The organism is Mesorhizobium sp. WSM4904, from assembly GCF_029674545.1.
Lineage (GTDB): Bacteria > Pseudomonadota > Alphaproteobacteria > Rhizobiales > Rhizobiaceae > Mesorhizobium.
The window spans coordinates 4,211,366-4,229,929 of the sequence record NZ_CP121354.1 but is presented as its reverse complement, the minus strand read 5'-3'; the positions used below and the strand labels follow the sequence as shown (position 1 = coordinate 4,229,929).

Genomic DNA, 18,564 nt, shown 5'->3' with positions numbered 1-18,564 from the left:
GGTTATCAGCCAGCGCGCTGCAAAATGCCTGAGTTGCCGGCAGGCCCACAATCGGCTGAGGTCCATCCTTCCAACGGCATTGGTCCGAATAAACGACAGATATAGCCCCTTATTCCGTTGGGGCAGCGGCCAATACCCTGGGGGGAAGCAAAAAATGCGACGGCGAAATCGAGTGCCTGGGGACACTAGGCAGCGGCGCCGCCAAACCCGCGCGATCTCTGACAAACCATTGAATTTCTTGGTAAAATCTTGGTGAGCGCGATGGGATTCGAACCCATGACCTACTGATTAAAAGTCAGTTGCTCTACCGGCTGAGCTACGCGCTCCCGTGGGCTGGAAACGCCGCCCTCGAAATTGCGCGGAACATAGGGAGAGTACATCGGCCGGTCAACCGGAAAAAGATCGCCCGCAAGTCTTGCTTTTTCGCGACATCAGGGTCCGTCCGAACCCTGTTCCACGCAAGACCGAAGGGGAGACGCTTCGGGTCGTGCGCTTCGTGTTGAGCGGAATCGCGATATGCGCTTAAGTTATTGTTTTCACGCATGTCTTACGCTCAGATCGACTGCGCGCATCGGGCGTGCTCGCTGAACGCGACCAGGCGTTTGGCGGAACTATCGCACCGCCCGACCGTTGCCTCCGCAAGGGACGACAACCACCATCGAGGAGAAGACCATGAACAAGATTTCATCGGGTCTGCTGGCAACCGCGCTATCGGTTTCGTTCGCCGCGGCGGAGGTCGTGCCGGTCAATGCCCAACCGAATTATGTGCCGCAAGGCCAAGACCTCTCGAATGTCCAGACGGTACAGTACCGGGACTGGAGAAAGCGCCGTAGTTTCAATCGCTCCCAAAGCGGCATGTATGAGCGCAATGGCGCCGTGTACTGGAACGGCCATCGCGGCTACCGCGAATATCATCGCGGCTATCGCCGTCACGGCGATTTCTGGTTCCCGCTTGCCGCATTCGCTACCGGCGCGCTGATCACCGGCGCGATCGTCAACAGCCAGAACCGCTATGCGGATGCGCATGTACAGTGGTGCTATGACCACTACAGAAGCTATCGCGCGTCGGACAATACATACCTGTCCAGCTACGGCAGGCGCGAGTGCCGCTCGCCCTACTGACGGGCCTCAGTCAGTACACCGGAGTCGTTGACCGAGCCCGCATCGCAAGGCGCGGGCTCTTCTTGATGGGTCAGTGCGTGCTCAGCGTGCGCCTCACCGCATCGCGCCAGCCCGCCAGCTTCGCCGAGCGGCTGGCGGCGTCCATGTCGGGCTTGAAACGGCGATCGAGCGCCCAGGTCTTGGCGAACTCCCTCGCCTTCGGCCACACGCCGGCTTTCGATCCGGCAAGCCAGGCGGCGCCCAGCGCGGTCGTCTCCAGGATCGTCGGGCGGTCGACCGGCGCGTCGAGGATGTCGGCCAGCCGCTGCATGGTCCAGTCGGACGCCACCATGCCGCCGTCGACCCGAAGCACGGTCTTGGCGGAAGCGCCTCTCCAGTCCTTGCGCATGGCGTCGAGCAGGTCGCGCGTCTGGAAGGCGACGGACTCCAACGCGGCCCGGGCAAATTCCGCAGGACCCGAATTGCGGGTCAGTCCGAAAATGGCGCCGCGCGCGTCCGCGTCCCAGTGCGGCGCGCCGAGGCCGACGAAGGCCGGCACCAGATAGACCTGCTGCGCCGGGTCGGCCGCCGCCGCCAGAGTGCCGCTCTGCTCGGCCTTGCCGATCACCTTGATGCCGTCGCGCAGCCATTGCACGGCCGCACCCGCGATGAAGATCGAGCCCTCCAGCGCGTAAGTGGTCTTGCCGTTCAGCCGATAGGCGATGGTGGTCAAGAGCCGGTTCTTGGAGCGCACCAGATCGGCGCCGGTGTTGAGCAGCGCGAAACAGCCGGTGCCGTAGGTGGACTTCATCATGCCGGGCTCGAAGCAGGCCTGGCCGATGGTCGCCGCATGCTGGTCGCCGGCGACGCCGAGGATCTTCATCTCGGCGCCGAAGAGGCCTTTCTCGGTGACGCCGAAATCGTCGGCACAGTCCTTCACCTGCGGCAGGATCGCTGCCGGTATTTTCAGGATGGCCAGCAGCTCGTCGTCCCAGGCGTTCTTCTCGATGTTGTAGATCAGCGTGCGCGAGGCGTTGGTGGCGTCGGTGGCGTGCACCTTGCCGCCGGTCAGCCGCCAGACGAGAAAACTGTCGATGGTGCCTGCGAGCAATTCGCCCTTCTCGGCGCGCTTCCTTGCGCCCTTCACCTTGTCCAGCATCCAGGCGATCTTGGTGCCGGAAAAATAGGGATCGAGCAGCAGCCCGGTCTTTTTCGTGAATGTCTTCTCCAGCCCTTGGCTACGGAGCTTCTGGCAGAGCGGTGCAGTGCGACGGTCCTGCCACACGATCGCATTGTGGATCGGCTTGCCGCTCGCCTTGTCCCAGATGACGACCGTTTCCCGCTGGTTGGTGATGCCGATCACCGCCACATCGGATGCCGTACGGCCGGCCGCTTTCATCGCCGCCTTCACCGTCGCGACCACGCTTGCCCAGATGTCTTCCGGGTCATGCTCGACCCAGCCGGAAGCCGGATAATGCTGCGTGAATTCCTGCTGGCCGAGGCCTGCCACCTTCATCTTTTCGTCGAACACGATCGCCCTGGTCGAGGTCGTCCCCTGATCGATGGCCAGCACAAAACCGCTCATTCCATATCCCTCCGCTTCTCATGCAACAGGGGAGACGGCAAAGCCGCCTCCCCTGCATTTCCTAATGGGCGAGCCCGCCCACGTCATGCCGTTACTTCTGCCAGCTCTTCACCAGCTCGTCGTAGTTGACGGTGATCGGCTTGTCCTTCTCGTTCTCGACCTTGAGCTGCGGCGCAAGATTGCCCTTCGAGACGGCGTCCTTGTTCCAGTAGTCGAGGTCGTGCTCCTCGGCCATCTTTGGGCCGATGTCGCCCTGCACGCCCGCCTTTTCGAGACGTTCGAGCACCTTCTCCTGGTCGGCGCAGAGCGAGTCCATCGCTTCCTGCGGACTCTTGGCGCCGGAAGAAGCATCGCCGATGTTCTGCCACCAAAGCTGCGCCAGCTTCGGATAATCCGGAACATTGGTGCCGGTCGGGGTCCACTGCACGCGTGCCGGCGAGCGGTAGAACTCGACGAGGCCGCCGAGTTTCGGCGCCCGTTCGGTGAAGCTCTTGTCGTGGATGGTGGAGTCGCGGATGAAGGTGAGGCCGACATGGCTCTTCTTCACGTCGACCGTCTTCGACACCACGAACTGCGCATAGAGCCAGGCGGCCTTGGCGCGGTCGGTCGGCGTCGACTTCATCAGCGTCCAGGAACCCGCGTCCTGATAGCCGAGCTTCATGCCGTCCTTCCAGTAGACGCCGTGCGGCGACGGCGCGACACGCCATTTCGGCGTGCCGTCCTCGTTCACCACCGGCAGGCCGGGCTTGGCCATGTCGGCGGTGAAGGCGGTGTACCAGAAGATCTGCTGCGCGATCGTGCCCTGCGAGGGCACCGGACCGGATTCAGAGAAGGTCATGCCCTGCGCTTCCGGCGGCGCATAGGCCTTCAGCCAGTCGAGATATTTCTGGATGGCGTAGACCGAAGCCGGGCCGTTGGTGTCGCCGCCGCGGGCGACGCAGGAGCCGACGGGACGCGAGTTCTCGTCGACCTTGATGCCCCACTCGTCGACCGGCTTGCCGTTCGGAATGCCCTTGTCGCCATTGCCGGCCATGGACAGCCAAGCGTCGGTGAAGCGCCAGCCCAGCGACGGGTCCTTCTTGCCGTAGTCCATATGGCCGAAGACCTTCTTGCCGTCGATCTCGCGGCCGGTGAAGAAGGCGGCAATATCCTCATAGGCCGACCAGTTGACCGGAACGCCGAGGTCGTAGCCGTACTTGGCCTTGAAGTCCGCCTTGTTCTTCTCGTCGTTGAACCAGTCGTAGCGGAACCAGTAGAGGTTGGCGAACTGCTGGTCGGGAAGCTGGTAGAGCTTGCCGTCCGGCGCGGTGGTGAACGACTTGCCGATGAAGTCGTCGACGTCGAGCATCGGGTCGGTGACGTCCTTGCCGTCGCCCGCCATCCAGTCGGAGAGATTGCGCACCTGCTGATAGCGCCAGTGCGTGCCGATCAGGTCGGAGTCGTTGACCCAGCCGTCATAGAGATTCTGGCCGGTCTGCATCTGGGTCTGGATCTTCTCGACGACATCGCCTTCCTGGATGGTGTCGTGCGTGACCTTGATGCCGGTGATGGCGGAGAAGGCCGGCGCCAGCACCTGCGATTCATAGGAATGCGTGGCGATGGTTTCCGACACGACCTTGATCTCCATGCCGGCAAACGGCTTGGCTGCGTCGATGAACCACTGCATTTCCTTTTCCTGGTCGGCGCGCGAAAGCGTCGACAAGGGGCCTATCTCTTTGTCCAGAAAGGCTTTTGCCTCGTCCATTCCGGCGTAGGCGTGGCCCGCGCCGAGCAATAGAACAAGGGCGCTCGTTGATGTTAGAAATTGCCGTCGCATGTGTCTCCTCCAGTCTTAAGTTTCAAGTGCGATCTGGAGCGGCCGCCAGCACGCGGCCGCTCCAACTATTTCCCCCTCTATACGTATCGGAATACGCCAATCGCGTAGACCACGGAGAGAGCGAGAGCCCACCACAGGTTGGGCCCAACCAGACCCAGCCAAGCGAGATGGATAAAGGCGCTGCCGAGCAGCGAAACGAAGAGGCGGTCGCCGCGCGTCGTCTCGAAGCGCAGCACGCCGACGCGCGGATTGCCGCCGGGCGTGACATATTCCCACACGCCCATGCCGAAGAGCATCAGCACGATGACGACGAAGAAGGCGGCCGTCGGCCAGGTCCATGCCATCCAGGAGAAGTCGAGATTCATGGATCACACCCTCCCCAGGGCGAAGCCCTTGGCGATATAGTTGCGGACGAACCAGATGACCAAAGCGCCGGGGATCAGCGTCAGCACGCCGGCGGCGGCGAGCAGGCCCCAGTCCATGCCCGCGGCCGAGACGGTGCGGGTCATGGTGGCGGCGATCGGCTTGGCGTCGGTCGTCGTCAGCGTGCGGGCGATCAAGAGTTCCACCCACGAGAACATGAAGCAGAAGAAGCAGGCGACGCCGATGCCGCTCGCGATCAGCGGCATGAAGATCTTCACGAAGAAGCGCGGGAAGGAATAGCCGTCGATATAGGCGGTCTCGTCGATCTCCTTCGGCACGCCGGACATGAAGCCCTCGAGGATCCACACCGCCAACGGCACGTTGAACAGGCAGTGCGCCAGCGCCACCGCTATATGCGTGTCGATCAGGCCGAAGGCCGAGTAGAGCTGGAAGAACGGCAGCGCGAACACCGCCGGCGGCGCCATGCGGTTGGTGAGCAGCCAGAAGAACAGGTGCTTGTCGCCGAGGAAACGGTAGCGCGAGAAGGCGTAGGCCGCGGGCAATGCGACCGCCACCGAGATCACCATGTTCATCACCACATAGGTGATCGAATTGATGTAGCCGGAATACCAGGACGGATCGGTGAAGATGATGTTGTAGTTGCGCAGCGTCGGCTCGTGCGGAAAGAGCGTCAGCGAGGACACGATCTCCTGGTTGGTCTTGAAGCTCATGTTGATGAGCCAGTAGATCGGCAGCAGAAGCAGGACGATGTAGATCGTCGGCACGATCCACCACCAGCGCGACTCCTCGCCGCGACGGCGCATGAGCTTCGCCACCTCGTCCTGCGACAGCGTGCTGCCTACTTCGGTGATCACCGTTTCGCTCACGCGTGTCGTCTCGTTGGCACTCGCCATCTCAGCGCTCCGCGTCGTAGTTGGTCATCACGGTGTAGAACACCCATGACAACAACAGGATGATCAGGAAGTAGACCAGCGACATGGCGGCCGCCGGACCGAGATCGAACTGTCCGAGCGCCGTCTTGACCAGATCGATCGACAGGAAGGTCGTCGAATTGCCCGGACCGCCACCGGTGACGACGAAGGGCTCGGTGTAGATCATGAAACTGTCCATGAAGCGCAACAGCACGGCGATCAGCAGCACGCGCTGCATCTTCGGCAGCTGGATGTAGCGGAACACCGCCCAGCGCGACGCGCCGTCGATCTTGGCCGCCTGGTAGAAGGCGTCGGGGATCGAGACCAGGCCGGCATAGCAGAGCAGCACGACCAGGCTCGTCCAGTGCCAGACATCCATGACGATGACCGTGACCCAGGCGTCGATCGGATTCTGCACATAGTTGTAATTGATGCCGAGCCTGTTGACGTAGTAGCCGAGCAGGCCGATGTCGTTGCGGCCGAAGACCTGCCAGATCGTGCCGACGACGTTCCACGGAATGAGCAGCGGCAACGCCATCAGCACCAGGCAGACCGGCACGCCCCAGCCCTTCTTTGGCATGTTGAGCGCGATGAAGACGCCGAGCGGCACTTCGATCGCCAGGATGATGAAGGAGAAGATCAGGTTGCGCACCATCGCTTCCCAGAAGCGGTTGGAATGCAGCAGCTCTTCGAACCACTCGGTGCCGGCCCAGAAGAAGACGTTGTTGCCGAACGTGTCCTGCACCGAATAGTTGACGACGGTCATCAGCGGGATGACGGCCGAGAACGCTACCAGCACCAGCACCGGCAGGACAAGGAACCAGGCCTTGTTGTTCCAGGTCTTGTCCATCTATGCCCCCATCTCGACGCGCCAGGAATCGGCGTAGATGTTGATGCCGGCAGGCTCGAAGCGAACTTTTGGTTCGGCCGGCACCTCGTCGTCCTCGCCGATGACGGCGGCGATCTCCTTGCCCTCGAGACTGGCGCGCACCACCTTGTGGCGGCCGACATCCTCGACCTTGCTGACCGACACCGCCATGCCTTCACGGCCGAGCCGCACATATTCCGGACGGATGCCGAGCTCGACGGGGCCGGCTTCGGCCTTGGGAACGCCCGGCAGCTCGATGCGCTGCGCGCCGAGCATCGCCGTCTTGCCCTCGATCGCAACCGGCAGAACATTCATCCCCGGCGAACCGATGAAATAGCCGACGAAGGTGTGGCGCGGCCGCTCGAACAGTTCGGCCGGCGTGCCGATCTGCACGATCTCGCCGTCATACATGACCACGACGCGGTCGGCGAAGGTGAGCGCTTCGGTCTGGTCGTGCGTGACATAGACCATGGTGTAGCCGAAGCGGCGGTGCAGTTGCTTGAGCTGCGAGCGCAGCACCCATTTCATATGCGGGTCGATGACGGTGAGCGGCTCGTCGAACAGGATGGCGTTGACGTCCGAGCGCACCAGTCCGCGGCCAAGCGAGATCTTCTGCTTCTGGTCGGCGGTCAGCTTGCGCGCCTTCCGGTTCGCCATCGAAGCGAGATCGATCATGTCGAGCGTCTCGCGCACCTTGCGGTCGACATCGGCCTCCGGCACGCGGCGGTTGCGCAATGGGAAGGCCAGATTGTCGTAGACGGTCATGGTGTCGTAGATGACCGGGAACTGGAACACCTGGGCGATGTTGCGCTCCTGCGTCGACAGACGGGTCACGTCCCTGCCGTTGAACAAAAGCTGGCCGTGCGAGGGATGAAGCAGCCCCGAAATGATGTTGAGCAAGGTGGTCTTCCCGCAGCCCGAGGGCCCGAGCAGCGCGTAGGCGCCGCCGTCCTCGAAGGTGTGGTGCACCTCCTTCAGCGCGAAATCCGAATCTTTCTTCGGATTGGGCAGGTAGGAGTGGCGGATATGGTTGACCTCGATGCGCGCCATCGCTTCCTCCTCAGGCCGCCAGCTTCGACGCAGTCACGGCGCGGCCGTTCTGGTCGAACACCATGATGTGGCGCGGATCGATGAACACCTCGACCTCGTCGTCGGTCTCGAAATCGAGAATGCCATGCGCAAGCATGACCCAGCGCGCATCGGCGAAGTCGAGATGCACGAAGCTTTCCGAGCCGGTGATCTCGGTGATGGTCACCTTTGCCCGCACCGGCACGGCGCCGGCACTGGGGCGATCGAGCGACAAATGGTGCGGCTGGAAGCCGATCGTGTAGCTGGCATCCGGAATGCCGAGCAATTCCGGCGGGACCGGCAGCTTGACGCCGCCTTCGAGCAGGAAATCGGATCCCTTCTTGGCAAGCACGATGGTGTTGAGCGGCGGATCGGCGAAGGTTCGTGCCGTCACCAGGTCGACCGGCTTGCGGAACACTTCCACGGTCGGCCCGAATTGCGTGACCCGCCCTTCCGAGAGAGTCGCCGTGTTGCCGCCGAGCAAAAGCGCCTCGTGCGGCTCGGTGGTCGCGTAAACGAAGATGGTGCCGGCGGCGGCAAAGATCTTCGGCAGCTCGGCCCGCAGTTCCTCGCGCAGCTTGTAGTCGAGATTGGCGAGCGGTTCGTCCAGCAGCACCAGGCTGGCGTTCTTGACAATGGCGCGGGCAAGCGCCGTGCGCTGCTGCTGGCCGCCCGACAGGCTGAGCGGCGTGCGGTCGAGATAGGGCGTGAGCTTCAGGAGCGCGGCGGCGTTGCGCACCTCCTTGTCGATCCTGGCGTGATCGACGCCGGCGACCCGAAGCGGCGAGGCGATGTTCTCGTAGACGGTCATCGCCGGATAGTTGATGAACTGCTGGTAGACCATGGCGACGTTGCGCTTCTGCACCGGCTGTCCGGTGACGTCCTTGCCGTCGAACCAGACCGAGCCGGAGGTCGGCGCGTCGAGCCCGGCCATCAGCCGCATCAGGCTGGTCTTGCCGGAAAGCGTCGGCCCGAGCAGGACGTTCAGCGAGCCGTGCTGAAGCGTCAGCGACACGTCGCGGATATGCTCCTGCGCACCGACCGTCTTCGTCACGTTCCTCAATTCCAGCATCACGCCTCCTCCCAGGCCTTGCGCGCTATTGGGCGGTCATTATTCGGCCGCCGCGACGTGGCGTCGGCTCAGTCCACGCATGAATTCTTCCAAGGCCGCTGTCTGCTCGCGGCTGAAATGCAGGCCGCGCTTGGTCCTGCGCCACAGCACGTCCTCGGCGGTGACGGCCCATTCGTTCTCGACGAGGTAGCGCAGCTCGGCCTCGTAAACGTCGGCGCCGAAATTGCGGCCGAGATCGGCATTCGACTTGGCCAGCCCGAGCAGCTTCTCGGCGCGCGTACCGTACAGCCGGGTGAGCCTGCGCGCCAGCCGCTGGTCGAGGAACGGATAGGCATTCTTCAACCTGGCAACCTGCGCGTCGAAACCGGTCGCCGGGAAATCGCCGCCCGGCAGCGGCGCATTGGCGGTCCATGGCTTGCCGCGCTTGCCGAGAAAACCTTCGATCTTCTCCAGCATCGATTCAGCCAGCCGGCGGAACGTCGTGATCTTGCCGCCGAATGAATTGAGCAAGGGGGCTGCGCCCTCCCCGCCTTCGGCCTTCAGCACATAGTCGCGCGTCGCTTCCTGCGCCTTCGAGGCGCCGTCGTCATAGAGAGGGCGCACGGCGGAATAGGTCCAGACGATATCCGAGCGCTTGACGGGTTGCGCGAAATATTCGCTCGCCGCGGCGCAGAGATAGTCGATCTCGGCATCGCTGATCTTCACGTCATGCGGATCGCCGGGATAGTCGCGGTCGGTAGTGCCGATCAGCGTGAACTCTTCCTCGTAGGGAATGGCGAAGATGATGCGCCCGTCCTTGTTCTGGAAGAAGTAGGCGCGCGGATCGTCGAACTTCTTCTTGATGACGATGTGGCTGCCCTGCACCAGGCGAACATTGTGCACGTCGTTCTGCCCGACCGCCTTTGCCAGCACCTGATCGACCCAGGGTCCCGCGGCATTGACGAGAAGGCGGGCCCGAACTTCCTCGGTCTCGCCGGTCAGCACGTTCTGGATCTTGATCGTCCACAGCGCGCCGTCGCGGCGCGCGCTGACCACTTTGGTGCGGGTGCGGATGACGGCGCCGCGGTCGGCCGCGTCGCGGGCATTGAGCGCTACCAGGCGGGCATCGTTGACCCAGCCGTCCGAATATTCGAACGCCTTGCGGAAGAGCGGCTTAAGTGGTTTGCCGGCCGGGTCGCTGGCCATGTCCAGCGTCTTCGTCGCCGGCAGCAGCTTGCGCCCGCCGATATGGTCGTAGAGGAACAGGCCGAGCCGGATCAGCCAGGCCGGGCGCAAGCCCTTGGCATAAGGCAGCACGAAGCGCATCGGCCAGATGATGTGCGGCGCGTTCTTCCAGAGAACCTCGCGCTCCATCAGCGCTTCACGCACCAGGCGGAATTCATAGAATTCGAGATAGCGCAGGCCGCCATGGATCAGCTTGGTCGAGCCGGAGGACGTCCCGCTGGCAAGATCGTTCATCTCGGCCAGGAAAACCGAAAATCCACGGCCGACGGCATCACGGGCGATGCCGCAGCCGTTGATGCCGCCACCTATGACGAAAATGTCATGGATCGGGGATGCGCTCACAGGGTTCCTCCACGATTTCGCATTGCACCATTTTTGTGTTTCGCGAAACCGTGACGGGATTATTTCGAACTCAATACGAATGTCAAACGAAATATCACAGATGTGTGAGATGCCCGCGAAGCGACCTTATCCGAGCGCCGTCTCGATCAAACGAACCTCCGTCTCCTCGCAGATCCTGCGCACCGAAGGGATATCGCACCGGTCGGTGATGAAGGTGTTGACCTGCGACAGATGGCCGATGCGAACCGGCGCCGTGCGCTCGAATTTGGTCTGGTCGGAGACGAGAATCACGTGACGCGCATTGGCGATGATGGCTTGCGCCACTTTCACCTCGCGAAAATCGAAGTCGAGCAAGGCGCCGTCGTGGTCGATGGCCGAGGCGCCGATGACGGCGTAATCCACTTTGAACTGACGAATGAAATCGACGGCGGCCTCACCGACGACGCCGCCGTCCGAGCCGCGCACCACGCCGCCGGCGATCACCACCTCGATCGAAGGGTAGATGCGCATCCTATTGGCAACATTGATATTATTGGTGATGACCATAAGCCCGTTATGGTCGAGCAGCGCCTTGCTGACGGCTTCAGTGGTAGTGCCGATATTGATGAACAGCGAGGCGTTGTCGGGGATCAGCCTGGCTGCGGCGCGACCGATCGCCTCCTTCTCCTCGGCCGCAATCTTGCGCCGCGCCTCATATTCCATGTTCTCGATGCCGGACGGAAACAACGCGCCGCCATGGACGCGTGTCAGCAAACGCTGGTCGCAGAGGTCGTTGAGGTCCTTGCGGATGGTCTGCGGCGTCACGTTGAAATGTGTCGCCAGGTCTTCGACCAGAACGCGGCCGTGGTCCTTCGCCATCTGTATGATCTCGGCATGGCGTGGCGAAAGAAACATCCGGCGTCCTCCGTTTTCGTTTTTCTGGTCTATATCGGAAAACGAAAGCGATGAATAGGTATAAGCCGGCTAACGAAATTCACTTGATCGCAAACGCAAACCGGTTCGCAACCCATTTTGCCGCCTCAGACAAGACGACGCGCGACCTCGGTGACCACATCGAAGGCCGCGTCAATATCGGCAGCCGTGGTCTCGAACTGCCCCGCCTGGAAACGGATCGCCACTCGTCCGTCCACGCGGGTCTGCGTCAGATAGATGCGGCCGTCCGTGTTGATGGCATCGACAAGCCGCAGATTGTGCTCGTCCGGGTCGGCGTCCGCCGGGGCGCGATGCCGGAACGAAAACAGCGACAGCATCGGCTCGGTGACGAGCTCGAAGTCGTCCTCCATGGCAAGTCGCCCGGCGAGGCCTTCGCTCCAGGCGACGTGATTGCGGATCATCCTGCGCAGGCCTTCCAGCCCATGGGCGCGCAGCAGGAACCAGAGCTTCAGCGCCCGGAAACGGCGGCCGAGCGGTACCGACCATTCCGAATAGTTGATGATGCCGTCGTGGCCGCGGGTCTTGAGATAGTCCGGCTTGATCGCCAGCGTGCGCACGAGGTCTTCCGGTTGGCGGACAAACTGGATCGAGCAGTCGAACTGCGCGCCCAGCCATTTATGCGGATTGAAGACAATCGAATCGGCGCCCTCGACGCCAGCCCAGAAATGCCGGTATTCCGGGCAGATCATGGCCGATCCTGCCCACGCTGCGTCGACATGAAGGTAAAGCCCATGCCGCTTCGCGATAGCGGCAACAGCGGCGATGTCGTCGGTGCCGCCGGTGCTGGTGCCGCCGACACATGCGATGATGCCGGCGGGTAGCAGGCCAGCCTCGCGATCGGCAATGATCGCTGCCTCCAGCGCCGCCGCGTCCATCGCGCGGAAACGGCCGGCTACCGGGATGCGAACGAGGTTCTCCTCGCCGATGCCCGAAACCCAGACCGCGCGGTCGATCGACGTGTGGACCTGGTCGGAAGAATAGACGCACAGCTTCGCCTGTCCTGCGAGCCCCTTTTTGTTGCCCTGCCAGTCCAGCGCCCGCTCGCGCATGGTGAGCACCGCGGCAAGCGTCGCCGATGAGGCGGAATCCTGGATGACGCCGGAGAACCCTTCGGGCAGCCCGAGCGCCTGCCGCATCCAGTCGACGATGCGCATCTCGAGCTCGGTAGCAGCCGGCGAGGTCTGCCACAGCATGCACTGCGCCGCCATCGCCGAGACCAGATATTCCGCCACGACCGAAACCGGCGCCGCGTTGGCCGGAAAATAGGCGAAGAAGCGCGGATGCTGCCAATGCGTCATGCCCGGCACGATCTTCGCTTCGAAATCGGCGAAGATCTTTTCCATCGGCTCTGCCGTTTCAGGCGGCGAGGCCTCGATACTCCTGAAGATCTCGCCCGGACCTATCGCAGGCCGCACCGGCCGCTCGCGCAGACTCGCGCGGTAGTCCGCGCCCCAGTCGGCCGCGCGTCTCGACCATGCCTTGAATTCATCGTTGTTCATACAGCCTCTCGCCGGATCGACCAGTCATAGCCGGCGATAGCGCCGGCCCATCAGCAATTTGATTAACGTGTTAAATATAATCGATCAACCGCCGCCTGAACGGAAAAAGGCGACCTACCCCGGAAAGTCCGGCAAGCTGGCGAAAGCCGTCTTAAGCGCGTTCGACCAGCCCTCGGAAATAGCGCGATAATACTGGTCGTCCTGGCCGAACCGTTTCTTGAGACCGACCTTGAGCGCGTCCTTCTCCAGGAAGAGCAGATCGAGGGGCAAGCCGACAGACAGATTCGACTTCAGCGTTGAGTCGAAGGAAACCAGAAGCAGCTTCACCGTCTCGGCCAGGCTCATCGCGCGGTCGTAGGCGCGAATGATGATCGGCTTGCCGTATTTGGTCTCGCCGATCTGGAAGAACGGCGTGTCGTCGGTCGACTCGATGAAATTGCCCTCGGGATAGATCATGAACAGCCTTGGCGGACTGCCTTTGATCTGACCGCCGAGGATGAAGGAGGCGTTGAAATAGGAATCGGCCTGGTCGCCGGTTGGCGACGATTGCGCGATCACCTCTTTCACAGTTTCGCCGACCAGCCGCACGGTCTGGTACATGGACGGCGTTTCGAGCAGCTTCTCGTGGCGGTCGCCGACCGCCTTGTTGCGCTCGTCGAGCAGGCTGACGACGGCCTGGGTCGTGGCAAGATTGCCCGCCGACATCAGCACGATGACGCGCTCGCCGGGCTCTTCCCAGACATGCATCTTCTTGAAGGTCGAGATCGAATCCATGCCGGCATTGGTGCGCGTGTCCGACATGAACACGAGCCCGCGATCGATCTTGAGGCCGACGCAATAGGTCATGGTCGCTCTTCTAGAGCAATTCCAGGAAAAGTGTGAAACGGTTTTCCGTCCGGAATTGCGTCAAGACAAAGAGCCAGAGCAATTCCAGGAAAAGTGTGAAACGGTTTTCCGCGCGGAATTGCATCAAGACAATGAGATAGAGCGGTTCGCGGTTTACTGCTCTACCGTGACGGTGACGGCAAGCTTCTCTTGCGCTTGCCCCAGCACTATTCCCGACACAGGCGAGGCATCGCGATAGTCGCGACCCGTCGCCACTCTCACGTAGCGTTCGTCGGGAGAGATGCCGTTCGCGGGATCAAAGGCAACCCAGCCGAGGCCGGGCACATGCGCTTCGGCCCAGGCATGGCTTGCCGCCTGCTCGACCGAGGCGTCCATCATCAGATAGCCGCTGACATAGCGGGCGGGAAAGCCCATCACGCGCGCGACGGCAGCGAAAATGTGGCTGTGGTCCTGGCAGACGCCGGCCTTCAGAGCCAGCGCTTCCTCCGCCGGCGTCACGGCGCTGGTCGTGCCGGGCTTGTAGGCGACGCGCTCGCGGATCGTGCCCATCAGCCTGTGCAGCCGGTCGATGTCGGTCCCCTCGCCGACCGATGCGGCCAGTTGGCGGATGCCGTCACCGGCGATGGTGAGCTGCGTTTCCTGAGCGAACAGCCAGAGCGGCGTAAAACCATGGTGCGCTCCGGATACACCGGCCGTGTCGCGCGTCGTCACCTCGCCCGCGGCCTCGACCGTGATGACGTTGTGGCCGCCCTCGGCGCTCACCAGCCGGGTATCGTTGCCGAAATGGTCGATGAAACGCACTTCCTCGCGCGCGCCGTCGATCCTGGTCGCCCAGGACGCGACTGTCTGCGTCGGCCCGCTGAGCGGCATCAGGCGCAGCCGCTGCAGCAGATACTGTACGGGTGCGTCGTAGCGGTACTCGGTCCGGTGGGTGATCTTGAGCCGCATGGCGCGTGCCCCGCTCAATAGAACCGATAATCCTGGGCAATCTCGTCGCCCAGCCTGGTGTTGTCGCGAATGAATTCAGCCAGGAACTCGTGCAGGCCGTGGTCGAAAATGTCCTTGATCGACCCCTTCTTCAGCATCGCCTGGGTCTTCTCGGCCGTCGCGTGGCAGGCGTGGCGCTCGCCATAGTCGTCGGCGAGGAATTTCAGGTGCTCGCCGAGGAAGCGATAGCAGAAGGTGAGCGAGCGCGGCATGCGCACGTTGAGGATCAGATAGTCTGCAATATTGGTCGGCTTGTAGTCGGCGTCGTAGACCCAGCGGTAGGAACGGTGCGCCGACACCGAGCGCAGGATCGATTCCCATTGATAATTGTCGAGCGTCGAGCCAACCCATGAAATCGACGGCAGGAGCACGTAGTATTTGACGTCGAGGATGCGGGCCGTGTTGTCGGCGCGCTCGACATAGGTGCCGAGCTGCGAGAAGTCGAAGATCTCGTTGCGCAGCATGGTGCCGTAGAACGAGCCGCGGATCAGCGCCGTCTCGCGCTTGATGGCATCGAGCACGGTCGGCAGGTCGCGCTCGTCGATCGGCCTTGCCAGCATGCGCTTCAGCGACATCCAGGCCTCGTTGATGCTCTCCCAGGTTTCGCGGGTCAGCGCGGTGCGCACCATGCGCGCATTGTTGCGCGCCGTCTCGATCGACGACATCGTGCTCGACGGGTTCGAGGTATCGCGCACCAGGAAGTCGGAGACGTTGGCGACCGTGTAATCCTGGTATTTCTGGCTGAAGGCGTAGTCGGAGCCGGCGCTCAGCAGCACCGAATTCCATTCCTCCGATGCGTTCTGGGTACGCGTCAAAGCCATGCGCAGGCCGGCATCGACCAGGCGCGCCATGTTTTCGGCCCGCTCGATATAGCGGTTCATCCAGTAGAGACCGTTGGCGGTGCGGCCCAAAAGCATATCAGCTTGCTCCGGTGTCGAGCGAATAGCGAATAGCGAATAGCGAATAGCGAATAGCGGAAAAAGGGCCTCATGACTTTTGTTGCAGGCTCCTGATCATCGAACGCAGCATTTTCCCGATTTCATCAGTTTGGCCAAGCAAGCTGGCGACCTCCGCTTCGACCATCAGTCCTACCTCTCCACTCAGTATGAGATGAGTCTCCAACTCTTTCAGAGAGCCCTGCGCCGTGCGAAGAAATTGGATAAAGGCTCCTGTACTTTCTCTTCCGTGACCCTCTGCAACATTCGCTGCGATGGAAGCCGCCGAGCGTCGTATCTGAGATGTCATCCCGTATGCTTCGCTGTTCGGAAAACCTTTTGTGGCCGAGTAGCAATTTACTGCCAACTTCAAGGCCGCCTTCCAAACGATCAGATCTCGGTAGGAATTGATTGCCGTCGTATTCCCCCTTTTTCCCTACTCGCTACTCGCTACTCGCTATTCGCTCGTCTCAATCGTCCAGCACCCACGTATCCTTCGTCCCGCCCCCTTGTGAGGAGTTGACCACCAGCGACCCCTCCTTGAGCGCCACCCTGGTCAGTCCACCGGGCACTAGTTGGATGCGGTCCGAGACGAGCACATAAGGCCTGAGATCGACATGGCGCGGCGACAGGCCCTTCTCGGTGAGGATCGGGCAGGTCGACAGTGCCAGCGTCGGTTGGGCGATGTAGTTGGCGGGCTTGGCCTGCAGCTTCTTGGCGAACGCCTCACATTCCTTCTTGGTCGCCGCTGGACCGACGAGCATGCCGTAACCGCCGGAGCCGTGCACTTCCTTGATCACGAGCTCGCCAATGTGCTCCAGCACATATTTCAGGCTGTCCGGCTCCGAGCAGCGCCAGGTCGGGATGTTGCCGAGGATCGCCTTGCGGCCGGTGTAGAACTCGACGATCTCGGGCATGTAGGAATAGATCGCCTTGTCGTCGGCGATACCGGTTCCCGGAGCATTCGCAATCGTGATGTTGCCGGCTCGATAGACGTCCATGATGCCCGGCACGCCAAGGGCGGAGTCCGGCCGGAAGGTCAGCGGATCGAGGAAGGCGTCGTCGACGCGACGGTAAAGCACGTCGATCTGCTTGTAGCCTTCGGTGGTGCGCATCGTGACATGGCCGTCGACCACGCGCAGGTCCTGTCCTTCGACAAGTTGCACGCCCATCTGATCGGCGAGGAAAGCGTGCTCGAAATAGGCTGAGTTGTAGCTGCCCGGCGTCAGCACCGCGATGGTCGGCGCGCCCTTGGCGCTCTGCGGCCTTACCGCTGCCAGCGACTGGCGCAGCAGCTGCGGATAGTTCTCGACCGGCCGCACTTTGACCTGCTGGAACAGCTCGGGAAAGAGCTGCATCATCGTCTCGCGGTTCTCCAGCATGTAGGAGACGCCCGACGGCGTGCGGGCATTATCTTCGAGCACGTAGAATTCGTTCTCGCTGATGCGGACGATGTCGACGCCGATGATGTGGGTGTAGACGCCGGCCGGCGGCCTCACCCCGATCATCTCTGGCAGGAACGCTTCGTTCTTCGCCACCAGCTCCTTGGGAATGCGCCCGGCGCGCAGGATTTCCTGGCGGTGATAGATGTCGTCGAGAAAAGCGTTCAGCGCCTGCACGCGCTGCTCTATGCCCTGCGTCAGCCGGCGCCATTCCTGGCCGGAGATGATGCGCGGAACGATATCGAAGGGGATCAGCCGCTCGGAGGCGTCCTGCTCGCCGTAGACGGCAAAGGTGATGCCGGTCTTGCGGAAGACGCGCTCGGCGTCCTGCATTTTCTCGGTAAGCCTGGCCGGATCCTGTTCCTTCAGCCAGCGATCGTAAGCCTGATATGGTCTTCTCAATCCGGAGGCTTCCGGAAGCATTTCGTCGAACGCTGCCAATCGCGTACTCCCCTCTGAAGCCATTTCACTGGCCTCGCCGGAGAAAATCAAGCGCAATCGGTGATTTGAGAGGCGGCGGCGGCCGCTCTATGCAAATTGCCTAAGATTAGGGCAGCGGGAGCGATGCTGGGTCAGACCCTGCCCGGTGACCGGGCATAAAAGGCGAGTCAGAATGCCCGGAAGGTAACGATGGTGAAGGTGTCTTTGATTCCAGGCAGGATCTGCACCCGTTCATTGACGAAGTGGCCGATATCCTCTTCATCGTCGACATAGAACTTGGCGAGCAGGTCGTAATTGCCGGCGGTCGAATAGATTTCGGAGGCGATCTCGGCGTCGGCGAGCGCGCTGGCGACCTCGTAGGCCTTGCCCAGATCGCACTTTATCTGCACGAAAAATGCCTTCATTGCCGATCCTGTGAGCTTATATGCGAATAAGCGGCCCTTGTGGCAGACTGCCGCCCTGCTTTCAAGCATCAGGCGGCGCAGGTCTCGGCGACCGCTTGCCGCAATCAGGCGATGGGCATACCCGATCGGCCGCCGCCATTGACCAGCCCAGCATGTCTTTGAATGAGAAGCGCCGGCTTAGACGGCGGCGCGGGTAAGAAGAATATTCCGAGCACGATGAAACCGCGGCACGCCGCCCAGCGTATGTTAGACTGAGCTTTGCAAGTGAGTTCCGGGAGGCAGGCCATGCGCCGCGCTTTGTTCGCATTCGCTCTCGTTCCGATGCTTCTGATCTCCATGGCCTTCGCCGGCGATGCCGAGATCAAGGCGGCGCAAACGGTCATCGACAGCCAGCTCAAGGCTTTCCTCGCCGATGACGGCGCAACCGCCTACAGCTTCGCGGCACCCAACGTGAAGCGCACCTTTCCGACCATCGACACCTTCATGAACATGGTGACCAACGGCTATGCGCCGGTGCGCAGGCCGCAGAGCTATTCCTTCGGCAAGGTCGAGCAGACCGGACCGAGCTCGATCATCCAGCAGGTGCTGATCGTCGGTCCCGACGGCAAGGACTACGAAGCGGTCTACACGCTGGAACAGCAGCCGGACGGCAGCTTCAAGATCACCGGCTGCAGCCTGCGCGCCTCGACTTCGGTCAGCACCTGAC

18 protein-coding genes and 1 tRNA gene are annotated in these 18,564 nt (G+C 62.1%); 2 read left to right on the top strand and 17 right to left on the bottom strand.

The window, feature by feature from the left end:
* Positions 1–250: 250 nt before the first annotated feature.
* Positions 251–326 (bottom strand) — tRNA-Lys (locus tag QAZ47_RS20245).
* A 346-nt stretch (positions 327–672) separates the two neighbouring features.
* On the opposite strand from QAZ47_RS20245, the gene QAZ47_RS20240 reads away from it, so the two are divergent.
* Entirely contained in the window at positions 673–1,122 is a 450-nt protein-coding gene (locus QAZ47_RS20240) for a BA14K family protein (protein WP_278230515.1), read from the top strand.
* 70 nt (positions 1,123–1,192) lie between these two features.
* Here QAZ47_RS20240 and glpK read toward each other — a convergent pair whose 3' ends face one another.
* The 16 genes from glpK to QAZ47_RS20160 form a co-directional block, all read right to left on the bottom strand.
* Positions 1,193–2,686: a glycerol kinase GlpK gene (gene glpK, locus QAZ47_RS20235; protein ID WP_278230514.1), complete on the bottom strand. Its 1,494-nt coding sequence runs from the start codon at positions 2,684–2,686 to the stop codon at positions 1,193–1,195.
* Positions 2,687–2,777: 91 nt separating this feature from the next.
* Positions 2,778–4,502: an ABC transporter substrate-binding protein gene (locus QAZ47_RS20230; protein WP_278230513.1), complete on the bottom strand. Its 1,725-nt coding sequence runs from the start codon at positions 4,500–4,502 to the stop codon at positions 2,778–2,780.
* Positions 4,503–4,579: 77 nt separating this feature from the next.
* Positions 4,580–4,867, bottom strand: coding sequence for a DUF2160 domain-containing protein (locus QAZ47_RS20225; RefSeq protein WP_278230512.1), 288 nt, complete (start codon positions 4,865–4,867; stop codon positions 4,580–4,582).
* A gap of 3 nt (positions 4,868–4,870) precedes the next feature.
* Positions 4,871–5,779 (bottom strand): carbohydrate ABC transporter permease, encoded by a 909-nt coding sequence (locus QAZ47_RS20220; protein ID WP_278230511.1) that lies wholly within the window; start codon positions 5,777–5,779, stop codon positions 4,871–4,873.
* A 1-nt stretch (position 5,780) separates the two neighbouring features.
* Complete coding sequence (locus QAZ47_RS20215) at positions 5,781–6,647, bottom strand: sugar ABC transporter permease (RefSeq protein WP_278202494.1); 867 nt, start codon at positions 6,645–6,647, stop codon at positions 5,781–5,783.
* The gene (locus tag QAZ47_RS20210) at positions 6,648–7,715 is read right to left on the bottom strand and encodes an ABC transporter ATP-binding protein (protein WP_278202492.1); all 1,068 of its coding nucleotides are present in this window, start codon (positions 7,713–7,715) and stop codon (positions 6,648–6,650) included. It abuts the gene before it with no gap.
* 10 nt (positions 7,716–7,725) lie between these two features.
* The gene (locus tag QAZ47_RS20205) at positions 7,726–8,805 is read right to left on the bottom strand and encodes an ABC transporter ATP-binding protein (protein ID WP_278230510.1); all 1,080 of its coding nucleotides are present in this window, start codon (positions 8,803–8,805) and stop codon (positions 7,726–7,728) included.
* 39 nt (positions 8,806–8,844) lie between these two features.
* Positions 8,845–10,371 carry a glycerol-3-phosphate dehydrogenase gene (gene glpD, locus QAZ47_RS20200; RefSeq protein WP_278202489.1) on the bottom strand — a complete coding sequence of 509 codons (1,527 nt, stop codon included), beginning with the start codon at positions 10,369–10,371 and terminating at the stop codon, positions 8,845–8,847.
* Between the two features lie 126 nt (positions 10,372–10,497).
* Positions 10,498–11,265: a DeoR/GlpR family DNA-binding transcription regulator gene (locus tag QAZ47_RS20195; RefSeq protein WP_278074203.1), complete on the bottom strand. Its 768-nt coding sequence runs from the start codon at positions 11,263–11,265 to the stop codon at positions 10,498–10,500.
* Positions 11,266–11,390: 125 nt separating this feature from the next.
* Positions 11,391–12,803, bottom strand: coding sequence for a pyridoxal-dependent decarboxylase (locus QAZ47_RS20190; protein WP_278202487.1), 1,413 nt, complete (start codon positions 12,801–12,803; stop codon positions 11,391–11,393).
* Positions 12,804–12,917: 114 nt separating this feature from the next.
* On the bottom strand, positions 12,918–13,649 hold the full coding sequence (locus tag QAZ47_RS20185) for a peptidase (RefSeq protein ID WP_278202486.1): 732 nt from the start codon (positions 13,647–13,649) through the stop codon (positions 12,918–12,920).
* A 153-nt stretch (positions 13,650–13,802) separates the two neighbouring features.
* The gene (locus tag QAZ47_RS20180) at positions 13,803–14,597 is read right to left on the bottom strand and encodes a transglutaminase family protein (protein WP_278230509.1); all 795 of its coding nucleotides are present in this window, start codon (positions 14,595–14,597) and stop codon (positions 13,803–13,805) included.
* 14 nt (positions 14,598–14,611) lie between these two features.
* Positions 14,612–15,553 (bottom strand): alpha-E domain-containing protein, encoded by a 942-nt coding sequence (locus tag QAZ47_RS20175; RefSeq protein ID WP_278202484.1) that lies wholly within the window; start codon positions 15,551–15,553, stop codon positions 14,612–14,614.
* Between the two features lie 70 nt (positions 15,554–15,623).
* The gene (locus QAZ47_RS20170; protein ID WP_245464965.1) at positions 15,624–15,938 is read right to left on the bottom strand and encodes a four helix bundle protein; all 315 of its coding nucleotides are present in this window, start codon (positions 15,936–15,938) and stop codon (positions 15,624–15,626) included.
* Between the two features lie 103 nt (positions 15,939–16,041).
* A complete protein-coding gene (locus QAZ47_RS20165; protein ID WP_278202482.1) occupies positions 16,042–17,454 on the bottom strand; it encodes a circularly permuted type 2 ATP-grasp protein in 1,413 nt (470 codons plus the stop codon).
* Between the two features lie 167 nt (positions 17,455–17,621).
* Complete coding sequence (locus QAZ47_RS20160) at positions 17,622–17,858, bottom strand: Lrp/AsnC ligand binding domain-containing protein (RefSeq protein ID WP_059185676.1); 237 nt, start codon at positions 17,856–17,858, stop codon at positions 17,622–17,624.
* Positions 17,859–18,143: 285 nt separating this feature from the next.
* Here QAZ47_RS20160 and QAZ47_RS20155 point away from each other — a divergent pair, with 285 nt between their 5' ends.
* Entirely contained in the window at positions 18,144–18,563 is a 420-nt protein-coding gene (locus QAZ47_RS20155) for a DUF4864 domain-containing protein (RefSeq protein ID WP_278202481.1), read from the top strand.
* Position 18,564 lies beyond the last annotated feature (1 nt).